Raw genomic sequence first — 16242 nt, forward strand, 5'->3', positions numbered from 1 at the left:
CAAGGTATGAGCCAAACCATAAGCCATCCGCTGATTCCTGCCGTGATCGAACTGGTTCGCCAGGCCGGCGCTGGGACCCTGCCGCACTGGCGCGCCGATGTGACGGTGAATGAAAAAGCCGATGCCTCGCCGGTGACCGCCGCCGATATGGCCGCCCACCATATTCTCAACGATGGCCTGTTGACCCTTGCCCCAGAGATTCCGGTGCTGTCCGAAGAAGCAGCCGATATTGCCCTGAGCGAGCGCGCGCAGTGGAGCCGTTGGTGGCTGGTCGACCCGCTGGATGGCACCAAGGAATTTATCGCCGGTTCCGAGGAGTTCACCGTCAACGTCGCACTGATTGAGCAGGGCCGCGTGGTCTTCGGCGTGGTCGGCATCCCGGCTACCGGCCAGTGCTATTACGGCGGCGCCGGCCTGGGTGCCTGGCGTGAAGATGCAGCGGGTGTCAGCGAGGTAATCAGCGTGCGCCTCGCTCCGCAGGAGGCCTTTACCCTGGTGGCTAGCAAACGCCACTCCAGCCCGGCGCAGGAAGCGTTGCTCACCGGGTTGAGCGAACGCTTTGGTGATCTGCAACTGGCCAATGTCGGCAGTTCGCTGAAGTTCTGCCAACTGGCCGAAGGTAATGCTGATTGCTATCCGCGCCTGGCACCGACCTCGCAGTGGGACACCGCTGCCGCTCAAGGTGTGTTGGAAGGGGCAGGTGGCGAGGTGCTGACGCTCAAGGGTGATGCGCTGACCTATGAGGCGCGTGAGTCGTTGCTTAATCCGTACTTTCTGGCCCTGCCGGCAGCGGCCGCCTGGCGCGATGAGCTGATTCAGCTAGCCCGCGCGCTGGATTAAGCGCCGAATTTGCCATTGCGTGGTGGGTATCGCTGCGCTCGCCCCATCTACGGACTAAACATCCACGACAACGCGTCGCCCTGACGCAAAAGCACAGCGCCCAGCTATAACCCTCTTCACCCGCGCCGGGTTATAAAGCGTTATCGACCGGTAAAACCGGTTTTCTCGACCCCTTGTAGAGCACGCCCTTCGCCCCCATATCCTGGCGACCGATGCGTGAAGGAATGCAATCTTGAGCGACCTGTTAAACCGCCGCCTGGCCCAGCTTGGCGAGCGCGCCAACCTCTCCCTGCTTTCCCAGTGCCTGCACGGCATCGAGCGCGAATGCCTGCGCGTCGATGGTGACGGCCAGCTGGCGCTGACCCCGCACCCGGCCGCACTCGGCTCGGCGCTGACCCACACGCAGATCACCACCGACTATTCCGAATCATTGCTGGAATTCATCACCCCGGCCGAGCCGGACCCGGCAGCGACCCTGGCCGATCTGGAGCAGATCCACCGTTTCGCCTACAGCAAGCTGGACGGCGAATACCTGTGGAGCCCGTCGATGCCCTGCGCCCTGCCGGACGAAGAGACGATCCCTATCGCCCGTTATGGCAGCTCGCATATCGGTGAGCTCAAGTACGTCTACCGCAAGGGCCTGGCCCTGCGTTACGGCAAGACCATGCAGTGCATCGCCGGCATCCACTACAACTTCTCCCTGCCGGACGCGCTGTGGCAACTGCAGCAACAGGCTGAAGGCGATACGCGCAGCGCGCAGGATTATCAGTCGGCGCGCTATATCGCGCTGATCCGTAACTTCCGCCGCTACAGCTGGCTGCTGATGTACCTGTTCGGTGCCTCGCCAGCGCTGCACAAAGGCTTTATGCGTGGCCGCCCGCACCAGTTGCAGGAGCTTGACGGCGAAACCCTGTATCTGCCTTATGCCACTAGCCTGCGCATGAGCGACCTGGGTTACCAGAGCACCGCCCAGGCCGGCCTAACGCCTTGCTACAACGACCTAGTCAGCTATACCGACAGCCTGCGCCAGGCCGTTGGCACGCCCTACCCGCCCTACGTGGAAATGGGCGCGAAGAAGGATGGCGAGTGGTTGCAGCTGAACACCAACATCCTGCAGATCGAGAACGAGTACTACTCCAATATCCGCCCCAAGCGCGTGACCTACAGCGGCGAGCGGCCGATCCAGGCGCTGATGGCCCGTGGCGTGCAGTACGTGGAAGTGCGCTGCCTGGACATCAACCCGTTCCTGCCGCTGGGTATTGATCTGACCGAGTCGCGCTTCCTCGACGCCTTCCTGCTGTTCTGCGCGCTGGCTGACAGCCCGTTGCTGGAAAGCGGCGAATGTCATGCTTGCACCGACAACTTCCTGGCTGTGGTCAAAGAAGGTCGCCGGCCGGGCCTGCATCTGCAACGCAATGGCCAGCCGGTGGTGCTGCAGGTCTGGGCCAGTGAGCTGCTCGAACAAATCCGCCCGCTGGCCGAACTGCTCGACCAGAACCAGGGCGACAACGCCCACAGCCTGGCCTTGCAGGCACAACAGGCCAAGGTTGCCGACGTCAGCCTAACGCCGTCCGCCCAGGTGCTCGCGCAACTGCAACAGGGCCTGAGCTTTACCGAGTTCGCCCTGCGCCAGAGCAAACTGCACGCCGACTACTTCCGCAGCCAGCCGCTAAGCGCCGAGCAGCAAGCGGCCTTCGAGGCCCGCGCCGCCCAGTCGCTGCAGGACCAGGCCGAACTGGAAGCCCAGGAAGAAGGCGACTTCGACAGTTTTGCTGCGGCCTATCAGGCCAGCATTCTGGCCATGGCCAACTGACGCCAGGGTTCACCGCAAACCTGTAGGAGCACGCCATGCGTGCGAATCGCCGGCATGGCGGAGTGCCGGCTAAAGACAGCAGCCGGCATTTCGCCAACTGCATCACATAAACCGCCAGCGGTGGCAAAAGTGGGATCAACGGCGCAGCCCTGCCCAGGCGATGCGGCTAGCATTACACCGGTAAATCCACTGCGAGCTGCCGCCATGGCCTGCGCCGACCTCAACACGGAAGATGACCAGCATTGGAGCCTGGAGAGCCTCAACAAGGCTTACCAACAGGGCTATATGGCAGGGCTGACCGGACAAGTAAAAACCCCACGCGGGCTCGCCGCTGATGTGCTGATCGCCGCCTGGGAAGCCGGCTGGGATGACGGCCACGAGCAATTCGAGCTGCACAAACGCTATAGCGCCTAGCCCCTCGCTCTACCCCCCTCCCCCCTACACAACCCGTTCACGCCCGCAGCACTTCAGTCTGCGCGGCGGCGTTTCGCCTTGCCTTTGATCGGCGCTCGCTTTATCCAAGCGACACAACTCGATTTTTATTCGATAAAAATCGAAAAACTCTCGTTGCCGGCTCTATATTTGGCTATGCACGCCATTGCGTGTTGCATGCAATCGGTAGGTTGGTGCTGAGCGCAGCGAAGCCCAACAGAATTTGGCATATAGCATAGCCCGCCGGGCTTCGTCGCTGCGCTCCTTAACCCAGCCTACGGTTTATCACCTCGCAGCACGCAATAGTAACAGAGCCTTATATTTTACTTTTAAAGCCGATTTTTATCGGATATAAATAGGCCATCCACTGCCATCACTCGCCAGCGAGGCATGGCACAGTCGCCGGCCTCTGCTAGTGTCAGATGACCGCCCCAACTGCTCTTGAGGTGCCAAACCATGCCCCGTATCGTTACCGTCGCCGCCACCCAGATGGCTTGCTCCTGGGACACCGCCGCGAATCTCGCCAACGCTGAGCGCTTGGTGCGTCAGGCCGCCGGCAAGGGCGCGCAGATCATCCTGCTGCAAGAGCTGTTCGAGGCCCCATACTTCTGCCAGAAGCCAAACCCGGACTACCTGCAGCTGGCCACTCCAACCGAGAGCAACCCGGCGATCCTGCACTTCCAGAAAATCGCCAAGGAGCTGCAGGTGGTCCTGCCGATCAGCTTCTACGAACTGGCCGGCCGCGCACGCTTCAACAGCATCGCGATCATCGACGCCGACGGCAGCAACCTCGGGATTTATCGGAAAAGCCATATTCCGGACGGCCCCGGCTACCACGAGAAGTACTACTTCAACCCCGGCGACACCGGCTTCAAGGTATGGAACACCCGCTACGCCAAAATCGGCGTGGGCATCTGCTGGGACCAGTGGTTCCCCGAGTGCGCGCGCAGCATGGCGCTGCTGGGTGCCGAGATTCTGTTCTACCCGACTGCCATCGGCACCGAGCCGCATGACCCGAGCATCAGTTCGCGCGACCATTGGCAGCGCGTGCAACAGGGCCACGCCGGCGCTAACCTGATGCCGCTGATTGCCAGCAACCGCATCGGCCGCGAAGACCAGGGCGACTACCACATCAACTTCTATGGCTCGTCGTTTATCGCCGACCAGTTCGGCGCCAAGGTGCAGGAAGCCAACGAAAGCGATGAGGCGGTGCTGATGCACAGCTTCGATCTGGATCAGCTGGAGCATATCCGCAGCGCCTGGGGCAGCTTCCGTGATCGCCGCCCGAACCTTTACGGCCCACTAAAAACCCTCGACGGCCACCTGGCCTGCGAGTAAAACCGCCTCGTACGATGGGTTGCGACGTGCAGCGTTAATACCCATCCGCCCCCGCTCATTGCTTTGGTGAATTTATGACAACCCTGACGACTACCCCACGCGCAGACGGCTTTCGCATGCCCGCCGAATGGGAAAGCCACAGCCAAACCTGGATGGTCTGGCCCGAGCGCCCGGATAACTGGCGCCTGGGCGGCAAGCCTGCACAAGCCGCCTTTACCGCAGTGGCCAGGGCAATTGCCGAATTCGAACCGGTAACCGTGTGCGTGTCCGCCGGCCAGTACGAGAACGCCTGCGAGCGCCTGGCCCACAGCAATATCCGTGTGGTGGAAATCACCACCGACGACGCCTGGGTGCGCGACACCGGGCCGACCTTCGTCACCAACAACAGCGGCGAAGTGCGCGGTGTGGACTGGGCGTTCAACGCCTGGGGTGGCCTGAATGGCGGCCTGTACGCCAACTGGGTGCGTGATGATCAGGTGGCACGCAAGATTCTGCAGACCGAAGGCTGCGCGCGCTATCGCACTGATGAGCTGATCCTCGAAGGCGGCTCGATCCATGTCGATGGCGAAGGCACCCTGATCACCACCGAAGAATGCCTGCTCAACCCCAACCGCAACCCGCACCTGAACCGCGAGCAGATTGAGCAGTACCTGGCCGACCACTTGGCCATCGACAGCGTGATTTGGCTCCCGGACGGCTTGTTCAACGACGAGACCGACGGCCACGTCGACAACTTCTGCTGTTACGTGCGCCCCGGCGAAGTGCTGCTGGCCTGGACCGACGACGCCACCGACCCCAACTATCCGCGCTGCCAGGCAGCCATGCGCGTGCTGGAAAGCGTGCGCGATGCCAAGGGCCGTCAACTGATCGTGCACAAGATGCCGATTCCAGGCCCGCTGTATGCCAGCGATGAAGAGTGTGCCGGCGTCGATCTGGCGGCAGGCTCCCAGGAGCGTGATCCGTCGATCCGCCTGGCTGGCTCCTACGTCAACTTCCTGATCGTCAACGGCGGCATCATCGCGCCCAAATTCGACGACCCCAAGGATGCCGAAGCCGAGGCCATTCTGCGTCACCTGTTCCCCGAGCATCGCGTGGTAATGGTGCCAGGCCGGGAGATTCTGCTGGGCGGCGGTAATATCCACTGCATCACCCAGCAGCAACCCACCCCGCAACAGGCCTGATAGGGTCCCAGCCGGTGTTTAACTAAGCCAATAAGCACCGGCTGGGGGAGGCAATTGACCGCTTGCAGATGATAGTCTGCGCCCATGAAGCCAACTCCCGCAGAACCCAACGAGCATCAGCCCCAACACAACCGCACAGAAAGCGAGGCTATTACCCAGGCACTCGCCAGCGGTAAGAACAAGCGCGTGCGTAAATTGCTGGCACGCATGCACCCCGGCAAGATTGCCGCACTGCTGGAGATGCTCGACACGCGCCAGCGCCAGAGCCTCTGGCAGCAGATCGAGTCGGGCCTGGAAGGCCGCATCCTGCCCCACCTCAGCCTGGAGCTGATTGCTCAGCTGGCCGGCGACGCGAGTGACCCACTGCCGCCACGCCCGGAGAGCGAGCGCCCCGGGGCCAGCGTCAATCACCTGGAGGCCGTACGCCAGGCGCTGGCCCTGGGCAAACTCAAGCGGGTTGGCAAGCTGCTCCAGCACATGCACCCAGCCAAGGTCGCCGGCCTGCTCGAAGCCCTGCCCCCCGTCGAGCGGCGCGCCGCCTGGAGCATGCTCGAGACCGAGCGCACCGGCAAAGTGCTGACCTACCTGCACGACGAAATCCGTGGTGCACTGGCACTGGAACTGGACCTGGAAGACCTGATCGCCTCAGCCGAACAGCTGGAGCTGGATGACCGCGTCGACCTGATCCAGACCCTGCCCGGCGAACTCGGCAGCAAACTGCTGCATGCCAGCAACGCGGCGCAGCGCCAACAGCTCGAGTCGATGCTGAGCTACCCCGAGAACTCGGCCGGCGGCCTGATGAACGCCGACCCGATCCTGGTCCGCGCCGACGTCAAGGCCAGCACCGTGCTGCGTTACCTGCGCCTGCTGGAAAAACTGCCGCCGCAAACCGACATGCTGATGGTGGTCGACCGTAAGGGCCATTACCAGGGCGCCCTGCGCCTGAGCGAACTGGTCACGGCTGATCTCGGCCAGCGCGTAAGCGATTTAATGCATCACGACATCGCAGGGATCACCGTAACCACCAGCAGCAGCGAAGTCGCCCGGCTGTTTCAGGACCACGACCTGCTCTCCGCGCCGGTGGTCGACGAACACAACCGGTTGCTCGGGCGCATCACCGTGGACGATGTGATCGACCTGATTCGCGAGAACTCCGACCGCGCCCTGATGCAGATGGCCGGCCTCGACGACGAGGCCGACATCTTCGCGCCAGTGCTGGTCAGCGCTCGCCGCCGCGCCTTGTGGCTGGGCATCAACCTGATCACGGCCTTCGGCGCCGCCTGGGTCATTGGCCTGTTTCAGGCAACGCTGGAACAGCTGGTGGCCCTCGCCGTACTGATGCCAATCGTGGCCAGCATGGGCGGTATCGCCGGCAGCCAGACCCTGACCCTGGTCATCCGTGGCCTGGCGCTGGGCCAGGTGCAGAAGGGCAACATTCGCATTCTGCTCAATCGCGAACTGGGCATCTCCATCCTCAACGGCATGCTCTGGTCCGTGGTCATCGCCTTGCTGGCGGTCGCGTGGTTTGGCAACTGGGGGATTGGCGCAGTGCTCGGCGCAGCCATCCTGCTCAACCTGCTCTGCGCCACATTATCCGGCTGGGGCATTCCATTAGTGCTGCACCGCATGGGGATCGACCCGGCGCTGGCCGGTAGCGTGATTCTGACGACGGTGACCGACGTTGTCGGCTTCTTTGCCTTTCTAGGCCTCGCTACCCTGTTGCTGCTTTAACCAGGCAGGAGCATGGGCTGCCAACTGCTGAACAACGCCTGGCGCGGGCCAGGCGTTATTCAATCCTGCATGGTCTGGGTGAACTGCCCAATGGCATCCACCACGCGCTGCGCTTCATCGCGGATTTCCAGCATCACCTCGCCGGCTTTATTGGCCAGCAGCACCCCCTGCTCGGCCTTCAACTTGCTGCCCTCCATGCCACCGACCGCTTGCAAGGCCAGATCGTGGTTGAGGCGCACCACTTCATTGATTTCCACCGTGGCCTGGCTGGTGCGTGCGGCGAGGTTGCGCACCTCATCGGCCACCACCGCAAAACCGCGCCCCTGCTCGCCGGCACGCGCTGCTTCGATGGCTGCGTTGAGGGCCAGCAGGTTGGTTTGTTCGGCAATCCCGCGAATCACCTGCACAATGCTGCTGATGCGTTCTGACTGCGCCCCAAGGGCTTCAATCCGTTGCGCCACCTGCACCAGCTCATCCGCCACACTACGTACAGCATGCACCGTCTCTCTGACGCTCTCGCTACCGGCGTCGGCACTGCTGCCGGTCTGCCGTGCGATTTCATAGGCCAGACGGGCAGCAGCGGATTCCGCCTGACGTTGCTCGACCTGCTCGGTAATGTCACTGGCAAACTTGACCACCCCGTACTGCCGCCCGCTGGGATCGAACAGCGGATTATAGGTGGCCTGCAGCCAGATCGTTTGCCCGCTTTTACCGACGCGCTTAAAGCGCCCGGAAAACAATTCACCATGCGTCAATCGTTGCCAGAAGCTGCGGTAGGCATCGCTGTTGGCATCTTCATGAATACAGAACAAACGATGATGCTTGCCACGAATCTCATCAAGCCTGTAACCCATAGTGCTGAGGAAGTTGTCATTGGCGCTTTGCACCTCTCCTGCCAGGTTGAATTCGACTACTGCCATCGAGCGATTGATCGCATTCAAATAGCTCTCGTGCTGATGCTCGGCATGCATACGCTCGGTGATGTCGGCGGCCAGTTTGATCACCTTGACGACCTTTCCCTGGGCATCGCGCACTGGTAGATAGCTGGCCTCCAGCCAGATCTCACGGCCACCATTGGCAATGCGCATATAGCGGTCACTGAAGCTCTCACCATCGGCCAGACGCCGCCAGAACTGCGCATAAGCCGAGCTCACCACCTGCTCTTTGCTGCAGAACATGCGGTGATGCTGACCGCGAATCTCCTCCAGGCGATAGCCCATGGTTGCGAGAAATGGCGGGTTAGCATCGAGAATCTCGCCCTGAGCGGTGAACTCGATCATGGCGAAGGTTTGCCGGATGGCGCCTATAACCTGCTGACTGGTTGCCAGTTGCAGCTGGCACTGCTGCAACTCACTGCGAAGCTGTGATCCGAACATGTGAAGGGCCTCAGGAAGAGCAATATGTGTTCAGGGCACGCGGCAATAAGTTACATCCCTGACCCAAACAGCTTATCGACAAGCCGCCATTAAGATTTAGCCCAGTTTTATTGCGAGCGCATGGCCCGCGCTGTGCTTTCCACATCCAGGGTACGCAAGGCTTGGTACTGGCTGACGAAGACATGCCCGTTGAAGCGCTCGAAGAAGTCCGAACGCTGCAGCCGGTCCATTACTGGGCCTTTCACTTCCGCCAGGTGCAGCTGCACGCAGGCAGCCTGTAGGCGCTCGCTGATTGCTTCCAGGGTATCCAGCGCGCTGGCGTCGATCTGGTTGACCCCAGAGCACATCAACACCAGATGGCGTACGCCGGGGCGCTGGGCAATCAGCGCCGCGATGCGCTCTTCCAGGTAGCGGGCATTAGGGAAGTACAGGCTTTCATCGACCCGCAGCGACAGCACCGTGGCGCTTTCCACCACCTGGTAGCGCTCGACATTGCGGAAATGCTCGCTGCCCGGCAGCTGACCGACCACCGCCATATGCGGCCGGCTGGTGCGCCAGAGAAACAACAGCAACGACAGGCCGACACCAAGCAGAATGCCGGCCTCAACACCGTATAACAGCACGCCAACCAGCGTTGCCAGCTGCGCCATCCCTTCCTGCGGCGAGTAGCGCCAGGTGCGGCGCAAGCCGGATAAATCAATCAGCCCCACTACGGCGACAATAATGCTCGCCGCCAACACTGCCTGCGGCAGATGCTGCAGCAACGGTGCCAAGCCCAGCACCGCCGCCAGCATCAGCGCAGCGGCAAACACCCCAACCAGCGGCGTAGCTACATTGCTTTGTACCGCCAGCGCCGAACGCGAGAAACTCGCAGCCACCGGCATGCCGCCACTGCAGGCAGCGGCGATATTGGCTGCGCCCTGGCCGAGCAGTTCTAGATCCGGCTTGATCGACTGACGCTTGCGCATCGCCAGGCTCTGGGCGATGGACACCGACTCGACAAAACCCACCAGGGCGATCAGCAGCGCAGCCGGCAGTAACTCACGCAGTAAGCTCAGCTCCAAACTCGGCAGCGCCAGTGGTGGCAAACCCGCCGCCACCGTGCCGACCACGCGCACGCCATAGGCTTCCAGTTGCAGCACTGCGCCCAGGGCCATCGCCAGCAGCATCAGCAGCAATGCGCTCAACTGACGGATGCGCAGCACCAGGGCTTCAGCTAAGCGGAACACCCCAAGATTACGCAGCAGCACCAGCAACGCCAGGCTGCCCAGGCCTAGCAACAGCGTCGGCAGATGCACCGCCGGCAACTGTGCATACAACGCGGGCACCACCTGCAACAGGGTCAGCCCATCGGCGCGTACGCCGAACAGGTGCTTGACCTGGCTGACGGCGATCAGCATGGCCGAACCGCTGACAAAGCCTGAAATCACCGGATGACTGAGAAAATTGGCGACAAAGCCCATGCGCAGCAGGCCCATCAGCAACAGCAATACCCCGACCAGCAGAGTCAAGGTGGTGGCTGCCACCAGATAGGCCGCGCTACCCACAGCCGCCAGCGGAGCCAACGCCGCTGCAGTCATCAACGACAACACCGCCACCGGGCCAAACGACAGCGCCACCCCAGGGCTAGCGCCGATCAAGGCATACACAACCAGCGGCAGAATGCTCGCGTACAACCCCGCCACCGCCGGCAATCCGGCCAGCTGCGCATAGGCCAGCGCCTGCGGCACCAGCAGCAGGCAGACCAGGCAGGCGGCGAGCAGATCGCGACCAGCCTGGTCGCGGTCATAACTGCGCAAGGTATTCAGCAGCGGCCAGCTAGAGAACATTCAACGGCACCTTGAGATAACGCACACCATTGTCTTCAGCGGGCGGCAGATGGCCGGCGCGCATATTCACCTGCACTGCCGGCAGCATCAGCGCCGGCATACCCAGGCTGGCATCGCGGGCCTGCCGCATGGCGACAAAGGCCTCTTCGTCAACGCCCTGTTGCACATGCACATTGTGTGCGCGCTGCTCGGCCACCGTGGTCTGGTAGCGGTGCTGCTCGCGCCCCGGCGCCAGATAATCGTGGCACATAAACAAGCGGGTGCTGCCTGGCAGGGCAAACAGCCGGGCAATCGAACGGTACAGCGCACGCGCATCGCCGCCGGGGAAATCGCAACGCGCGGTGCCGTAATCCGGCATAAAAAGAGTATCGCCAACAAACGCCGCATCGCCGATCAGGTAGGTCATGCAGGCCGGAGTATGCCCTGGCGTGTGCAGGGCACGGGCGTTGAGCGAGCCGATCTGAAACGCCTGCTCATCGCTGAATAACTGGTCGAACTGGCGGCCATCGACGGCGAATTCGCGGCCAGCATTGAACAGCTTGCCGAAGGTGTTCTGCACCACACGGATCTGCTCGCCGATTGCCAGCTGCCCACCCAAAGCAGCCTTGAGATAGGGCGCGGCCGATAGATGATCGGCATGCACATGGGTTTCCAGCAGCCACTGCACGCTCAGGTTCTGCTCGCGCACGTAGGCGATCAGCCGGTCGGCACTGACCGTAGCGGTGCGCCCGGCAGCCGCGTCGTAATCCAGCACCGAGTCGATGATGGCGCACTGCGCGGTGACCGGGCAGCTCACTACATAGCTGTAGGTTGAGCTGGCCTCATCGAAAAACGCTTGAATAGTCGCCGCCACGGAGCCTCCAGAAGATATTGATACACGCCTCACAACGCCCGCCCAGATGCAGCAGTACGACGCTCCAGCAACGCAAATAGCAGCATGCCCACCAGCATGGCCGCCACGAACAGCAGCACCTGCCAGCGACCGGTGAGCAGAAGCGCCACAGCCGGACCCGGACAGATGCCGGCAATACCCCAGCCGATACCGAACAACAGGCTGCCGCCGATCAACCGGCGGTCCAGCTCGCGCTTGCTCGGCAACTGCATCGGCGCACCGAGCAGGCTGCTGCGTTGCCAGCGCGCCCAACTGAAGGGCAAAAACGCCACGCCAATTGCCGCCGCCATCACCAACGCCAATGAAGGGTCCCAAGCGCCGGCCAGGTCGAGAAACGCCAGCACCTTGGCCGGATTGGCCATACCTGCGGTGAGCAGGCCGATACCGAAAACTACACCGGCGAGAAAGGCCATCAGTTTGCGCATGCTCAAGCCCCCAGCAGATGACGCAGGATAAACACCGTGGCGAACCCGGCAGCCATAAAGCTCAAGGTTGCGGCCAGTGAGCGCGGCGACAACCTCGATAAGCCACAAACGCCATGCCCGCTGGTGCAGCCGGTGCCATAGCGGGTGCCGACACCGACCAGCAACCCGGCAACCATCAGCGCCAGCCAGCTGCTGTGAATCTCAATCTCGGGCAAGCGGGTAAATAGCTGCCAGAACAGCGGCGCGAGCAGTACACCCAGCAGAAACAGGCCCTTTTCGCCCCACCCTTCACCACGCTCCAGCAAGCTGCCGAGCAGACCGCTGATGCCGGCAACCCGGCCATTTAGTACGGCGAACAGGCTGGCGGCTAGGCCGATCAACGCACCACCGGCCAGGGCGCTCCAGGGCGTGAAGTTGTACCAGTCGATAGTCATCAATGCTCACCGGCGCAGAACAGCTGATACAAGGTATTGATCACCGCCAGCGCGGCTGGACTGCAGATGCGGTAATAAATCTGCTTGCCCTCGCGCCGGGTTTCTACCAGGCCCTCACGGCGCAACACCGCCAGCTGCTGCGACAGCGTCGGCTGTTGAATGCCCAGCAGTGTTTCCAGCTCGCTGACATTGCGTTCGCCCTGGGACAGCTGACACAGCAGCAACAGGCGATCCGGATTGCCCAGGGCCTTGAGCAACTGCCCCGCCGCATCGGCATTGGCACGCAGTTGCTGAATATCGATTGGCGGTTGTTCAGGCGTCATGACAAGCAGCTCAGTTAAGATAAAAACAATCTATTCTTTTATATATTGAATGGCAAGCACCAGACGCCAGCCACAAAAAACCCGGAACAGAGTCCGGGCTTCTTATGCTGCTCAGGCCGAGCTGGATGCAACAGCTCAGCCTGAGACCACCACAATCAGAGCAGTGGCAGTGTGTAGCTGACGATCAGACGGTTTTCGTCGATGTCGCGGCTGAAGTTGTTGCGCACGGTGGCATTGCGCCAGCGCACACCCAGATTCTTCAGGGCGCCATCCTGGAATACATACATCAGTTCGGTGTTGCGCTCACGCTCCTTACCCTCGGAAACGTTGCGGCCACGGTCGATGTTATCGCCCGTCAGGAAACGCGTCATAAAGGTCAGACCAGGCACGCCAACAGAAGCGAAGTCGAAGTCATAACGTGCCTGGTAGGACTTCTCGTCCTTGGCAGCGAAATTGCCGATCTGCACGTAGTTGACCAGGAACGGATCAGTACCGCCGACATAGGCGAAACCGGTGTCACCGCTCATTTTCTGGTAGCCCAGACCAAATTTATGGGCACTCAGGCTGTAGGTAACCATCGCACCGAAGGCCTTGTTATCGACATTGCTCAGGCCGTCATCGGTCGAGCGGGCATAGCGCACGTCGGTCTTCAGGCTCTGCTTGTCACCCAACGGCAGTACATGCACCAGATTAAAGGAATGCTGTTTGTACAGATCTTCCAGGTTGGAATAGTAATAACCAGCCGTCAGGTCTTTGGTGAGCTTGTAGCTACCACCGGCAAAGACAAACTCGTTGGTATTGTTCGCACTGCTGCCACCCTTGAAGCTGATACCGCTGTGGGCATAGGTGTTCAGGGTCATGTCTTGATAGTCTTGCGAGTTGCGGTTGTTGACCTCATCGAGGTAACCGGCATCCAGGGTCAGACCGTCGATTTCCTAGGATACCAGGTTACCGCCGCGGAAAATTTGCGGCAGCAAACGACCATCACTGGAGGCAATTGCCTGGTTCTTGAACTGCATCTGGCCGACACGCAGGGTGCTGTTGGAGATCTTCGCCTTGGCCGCGACTGCCAGACCGGAGTAGTTATCTTGCGAGCCTTTGGACGAGATATCCGGAACCAGCAGACCGCTGCCCGCGGTGCCGTCACCGGAGTCCAGCTTGAAGCCGAACATACCGATGGCGTCAGCGCCGAAGCCCACAGTGCCGTCGGTGAAGCCGGAGTTAGCGCGCAGGATAAAACCTTGAGCCCACTCTTCAGATTTGTGCGGACCAGCGTCTTCGCGGAAATCACGGTTGTAGTAGAAGTTACGCGCTTCGATAGTGGCTTTGCTGTCGCCAATAAAATCGGCGTGGGCGACTTGGCTCAGGGACAAGCCCAGGGTGCTGGCGGCGACGGCCAGGGCCAGGGAGGTCTTTTTCATTATGTGTTCTCCAGTTGTGTGTGGGTTGCACATCGGCGCGGGTACTGTCTTCAGCGAGTGAAGCGGCAGGCGCGCACCGAATTCGGGATGTATTGCAGGCCAGGCAGGCGAACGAGCGCCGCCGTCAGGGCCGGCTGTGCAATACAAAAATCAGGTGAGCGCGTGAAGGCAGTCAGCGCGAACTGGGAGATGAGGACATAGCAGCGGACAGGTAAAAATCATGGCGCAGGTCTCTTCATTTTTATTGTCGGCCGATAATCCAGGCCGTTATGCGCTGAGCCCTAGGCAGATACTGTGCCAGCTGCCAAAAACGGCCAACCAGTGCCTCTAGTACACGGTTTTTCAGGTTTAACAGCGGACTTATGAACGCCTGGCAAAGAGGCAATAAGCGGTTTGTCGCCTATGGCAAAAAGCAAACAGGCGGGTTATCGCCACCCCATCTATCCAGCAACATGCCAACGCGCTACAAGGCATCCAGGCTGGTGTCTTCAGGCTGCAGGTTGGTCAGGCCCTGACTCAGGGTCAAGCCGAAGGTTGTGCCCTCGTGGCTGAAGGTCAGGCGGCGCACCTCGCCTGCCAGCTGTTTCTTTTCGGTGAGGTCTTCGGCGATGCCGACGATGATATGCGGCTTGCCGGGTAAGCTTTCACGGCTAAAAAACACTTGCCGCTAAACCAGCGAACCTAGCCGTCGCCGCGAATATGGGCGTTTCGCACCCCTCTCCCATTTGAGGGAGCGGGGACTGGGGAGAAGGGAGAGGGGACAATCGCGCTTAGCCGCCGCTTAGCAGGCCGTTGAAAAATTACCTGCGTTGCTAATACTGCATTGCGCCAAGTGGCGGGCTTGAGCAACACCGGGGTGTCAGAGGGCTCCAGCCGGGCGTAGTGAGTAAGTTTTCAGCTGCTCGGCAAACTCGCGCAGCGACTGAATACCGCTGGCTTCGGCGTCACTGACCCAGTGCTTGATGGCTTCGAGCATATCGTGGCCATTGGCGCTGGTTTTCACCCAGATCTGCTGCAGGGCAAGACGCTTCTCGTAAATCACCTTGAGCGCATGACTTTGCTCCAACACGCGCTGGATACGCGCCTGGTGGGTTTCATCGAGCAGGCTCGGCTCACGCGACAGCAAACGCTTGGCACGGTGGAAGTGGTGACGCACCGAGGCATCAGCCCTGGCCAGCTCTTGCTGCACCAGCGGTGCGATCACCAACTTGCGGTACTGCGCCATGATCTGAAAACGGTTGTTAAGGATGGCCATGGCGGTGTCCATGTCCAGGCTGCGCTTGCCTTCTACCCGATGGGCGATGGGCGCAACGCGTTGCACCTTGGCCAGACCGAACAGGCTGAATAGCTTGATCCAGAACCACCCCATGTCGAACTCCCACGCCTTCACCGACAGCTTGGCGCTGTTGGGGTAGGTGTGGTGGTTGTTATGCAGTTCTTCGCCGCCGATCAGGATGCCCCAAGGCACTAGATTGGTCGCGGCATCGCGGCATTCGAAGTTGCGGTAGCCAACAGCATGGCCCAGACCGTTGATCACGCCTGCGGCCCAGACCGGAATCCACATCATCTGGACCGCCCAGATGGTGATGCCTGCAGCGCCAAACAGCGCCAGGTCGATCACCGCCATCAGGCTGATACCAGCCATGGGGAAGCGTGAGTAAACATTGCGCTCGATCCAGTCTTCCGGGCAGTTCTTGCCGTAGATGCGCAGCGTTTCCGGGTTCTTCGCCTCTTCGGCGTACAGCTCGGCACCGGTACGCAGCACGGTGCTCAGACCCTTGATCACCGGGCTGTGCGGGTCATCGACGGTTTCGCATTTGGCGTGGTGTTTGCGATGGATTGCAGTCCACTCGCGGGTGTTCTGCGCCGTGGTCAGCCACAGCCAGAAGCGGAAGAAGTGCTTCAGCGCTGGGTGCAATTCAAGCGCGCGATGCGCCGAGTAGCGATGCAGATAAACCGTGACGCTGACGATGGTCACGTGCGTCATCAGCAGGGTGACTGCGATCAGCTGCCAGACCGACAGATCAAGAAAACCGTTGTACCACATGGGTCGTGTGCCTCGTGCAGAAGGAAAGACGCTGTCTATTTCTAGCACAGGCCGGCAACCATTATCCCTGACCCGGATCAGAAAACCAGTTGGTCTTTTGCATAAGAGTGCCGCCCCCTTATCGACATCAGAAACCGGACTAATCGGCCCATCATGGACA

Annotated in this window: 14 protein-coding genes and 2 pseudogenes; 6 read left to right on the forward strand and 10 right to left on the reverse strand. The window is 61.1% G+C overall.

Features of this window, described 5'->3' with window-relative positions; genetic code table 11:
* Window positions 1-6: 6 nt before the first annotated feature.
* The 6 genes from cysQ (at window position 7) to mgtE (ending at window position 7335) form a co-directional block, all read left to right on the forward strand.
* Entirely contained in the window at window positions 7-840 is an 834-nt protein-coding gene (gene cysQ / locus AC0T4W_RS19990; RefSeq protein ID WP_476321994.1) for a 3'(2'),5'-bisphosphate nucleotidase CysQ, read from the forward strand.
* A gap of 232 nt (window positions 841-1072) precedes the next feature.
* The gene (gene gshA, locus AC0T4W_RS19995) at window positions 1073-2653 is read left to right on the forward strand and encodes a glutamate--cysteine ligase (RefSeq protein ID WP_476321996.1); all 1581 of its coding nucleotides are present in this window, start codon (window positions 1073-1075) and stop codon (window positions 2651-2653) included.
* A gap of 204 nt (window positions 2654-2857) precedes the next feature.
* On the forward strand, window positions 2858-3067 hold the full coding sequence (gene rmf, locus AC0T4W_RS20000) for a ribosome modulation factor (protein WP_476321998.1): 210 nt from the start codon (window positions 2858-2860) through the stop codon (window positions 3065-3067).
* Window positions 3068-3541: 474 nt separating this feature from the next.
* Window positions 3542-4423: an N-carbamoylputrescine amidase gene (aguB, locus tag AC0T4W_RS20005; RefSeq protein ID WP_476322000.1), complete on the forward strand. Its 882-nt coding sequence runs from the start codon at window positions 3542-3544 to the stop codon at window positions 4421-4423.
* A 74-nt stretch (window positions 4424-4497) separates the two neighbouring features.
* On the forward strand, window positions 4498-5604 hold the full coding sequence (aguA, locus tag AC0T4W_RS20010) for an agmatine deiminase (protein ID WP_476322002.1): 1107 nt from the start codon (window positions 4498-4500) through the stop codon (window positions 5602-5604).
* A gap of 84 nt (window positions 5605-5688) precedes the next feature.
* The gene (gene mgtE / locus AC0T4W_RS20015) at window positions 5689-7335 is read left to right on the forward strand and encodes a magnesium transporter (RefSeq protein WP_476322004.1); all 1647 of its coding nucleotides are present in this window, start codon (window positions 5689-5691) and stop codon (window positions 7333-7335) included.
* Between the two features lie 59 nt (window positions 7336-7394).
* On the opposite strand, the gene AC0T4W_RS20020 is transcribed toward mgtE, so the two are convergent.
* The 10 genes and pseudogenes from AC0T4W_RS20020 to desA all read right to left on the reverse strand — a co-directional run bounded on the left by AC0T4W_RS20020 (window position 7395) and on the right by desA (window position 16082).
* Complete coding sequence (locus AC0T4W_RS20020; protein ID WP_476323813.1) at window positions 7395-7835, reverse strand: methyl-accepting chemotaxis protein; 441 nt, start codon at window positions 7833-7835, stop codon at window positions 7395-7397.
* Window positions 7836-7934: 99 nt separating this feature from the next.
* Window positions 7935-8711, reverse strand: a pseudogene (locus AC0T4W_RS20025) (PAS domain-containing protein); the annotation flags it as partial.
* 107 nt (window positions 8712-8818) lie between these two features.
* On the reverse strand, window positions 8819-10540 hold the full coding sequence (locus tag AC0T4W_RS20030; protein ID WP_476322006.1) for a SulP family inorganic anion transporter: 1722 nt from the start codon (window positions 10538-10540) through the stop codon (window positions 8819-8821).
* Window positions 10530-11393, reverse strand: coding sequence for an MBL fold metallo-hydrolase (locus AC0T4W_RS20035; RefSeq protein WP_476322008.1), 864 nt, complete (start codon window positions 11391-11393; stop codon window positions 10530-10532). Before AC0T4W_RS20035 ends, AC0T4W_RS20030 begins: the two co-directional genes overlap by 11 nt.
* Before the next feature lie 29 nt (window positions 11394-11422).
* A complete protein-coding gene (locus AC0T4W_RS20040) occupies window positions 11423-11857 on the reverse strand; it encodes a DUF6691 family protein (protein ID WP_476322010.1) in 435 nt (144 codons plus the stop codon).
* 2 nt (window positions 11858-11859) lie between these two features.
* Window positions 11860-12291, reverse strand: a complete 432-nt coding sequence (locus AC0T4W_RS20045) for a YeeE/YedE family protein (RefSeq protein WP_476322012.1) — start codon at window positions 12289-12291, stop codon at window positions 11860-11862.
* The gene (locus tag AC0T4W_RS20050) at window positions 12291-12614 is read right to left on the reverse strand and encodes an ArsR/SmtB family transcription factor (protein ID WP_476322014.1); all 324 of its coding nucleotides are present in this window, start codon (window positions 12612-12614) and stop codon (window positions 12291-12293) included. The genes AC0T4W_RS20045 and AC0T4W_RS20050 overlap by 1 nt, the downstream gene beginning before the upstream one ends.
* Before the next feature lie 155 nt (window positions 12615-12769).
* A pseudogene (locus tag AC0T4W_RS20055) lies at window positions 12770-14035 on the reverse strand (OprD family porin).
* A gap of 463 nt (window positions 14036-14498) precedes the next feature.
* A complete protein-coding gene (locus tag AC0T4W_RS20060; RefSeq protein ID WP_476322016.1) occupies window positions 14499-14696 on the reverse strand; it encodes a hypothetical protein in 198 nt (65 codons plus the stop codon).
* A 198-nt stretch (window positions 14697-14894) separates the two neighbouring features.
* On the reverse strand, window positions 14895-16082 hold the full coding sequence (gene desA, locus AC0T4W_RS20065) for a delta-9 fatty acid desaturase DesA (protein WP_476322018.1): 1188 nt from the start codon (window positions 16080-16082) through the stop codon (window positions 14895-14897).
* Between the last annotated feature and the right edge of the window lie 160 nt (window positions 16083-16242).

It is taken from the genome of Pseudomonas sp. C7.1, from assembly GCF_056312395.1.

What these genes read in the sequence shown, in the direction of transcription:
- cysQ (WP_476321994.1), top strand. Translation starts at nt 7, where the DNA reads ATGAGCCAAACCATAAGCCATCCGCTGATTCCTGCCGTGATCGAACTG.
- AC0T4W_RS20040 (WP_476322010.1), bottom strand. Translation starts at nt 11,857, where the DNA reads ATGCGCAAACTGATGGCCTTTCTCGCCGGTGTAGTTTTCGGTATCGGC.
- AC0T4W_RS20050 (WP_476322014.1), bottom strand. Translation starts at nt 12,614, where the DNA reads ATGACGCCTGAACAACCGCCAATCGATATTCAGCAACTGCGTGCCAAT.
- aguB (WP_476322000.1), top strand. Translation starts at nt 3,542, where the DNA reads ATGCCCCGTATCGTTACCGTCGCCGCCACCCAGATGGCTTGCTCCTGG.
- AC0T4W_RS20045 (WP_476322012.1), bottom strand. Translation starts at nt 12,291, where the DNA reads ATGACTATCGACTGGTACAACTTCACGCCCTGGAGCGCCCTGGCCGGT.
- aguA (WP_476322002.1), top strand. Translation starts at nt 4,498, where the DNA reads ATGACAACCCTGACGACTACCCCACGCGCAGACGGCTTTCGCATGCCC.
- rmf (WP_476321998.1), top strand. Translation starts at nt 2,858, where the DNA reads ATGGCCTGCGCCGACCTCAACACGGAAGATGACCAGCATTGGAGCCTG.
- desA (WP_476322018.1), bottom strand. Translation starts at nt 16,082, where the DNA reads ATGTGGTACAACGGTTTTCTTGATCTGTCGGTCTGGCAGCTGATCGCA.
- AC0T4W_RS20030 (WP_476322006.1), bottom strand. Translation starts at nt 10,540, where the DNA reads ATGTTCTCTAGCTGGCCGCTGCTGAATACCTTGCGCAGTTATGACCGC.
- mgtE (WP_476322004.1), top strand. Translation starts at nt 5,689, where the DNA reads ATGAAGCCAACTCCCGCAGAACCCAACGAGCATCAGCCCCAACACAAC.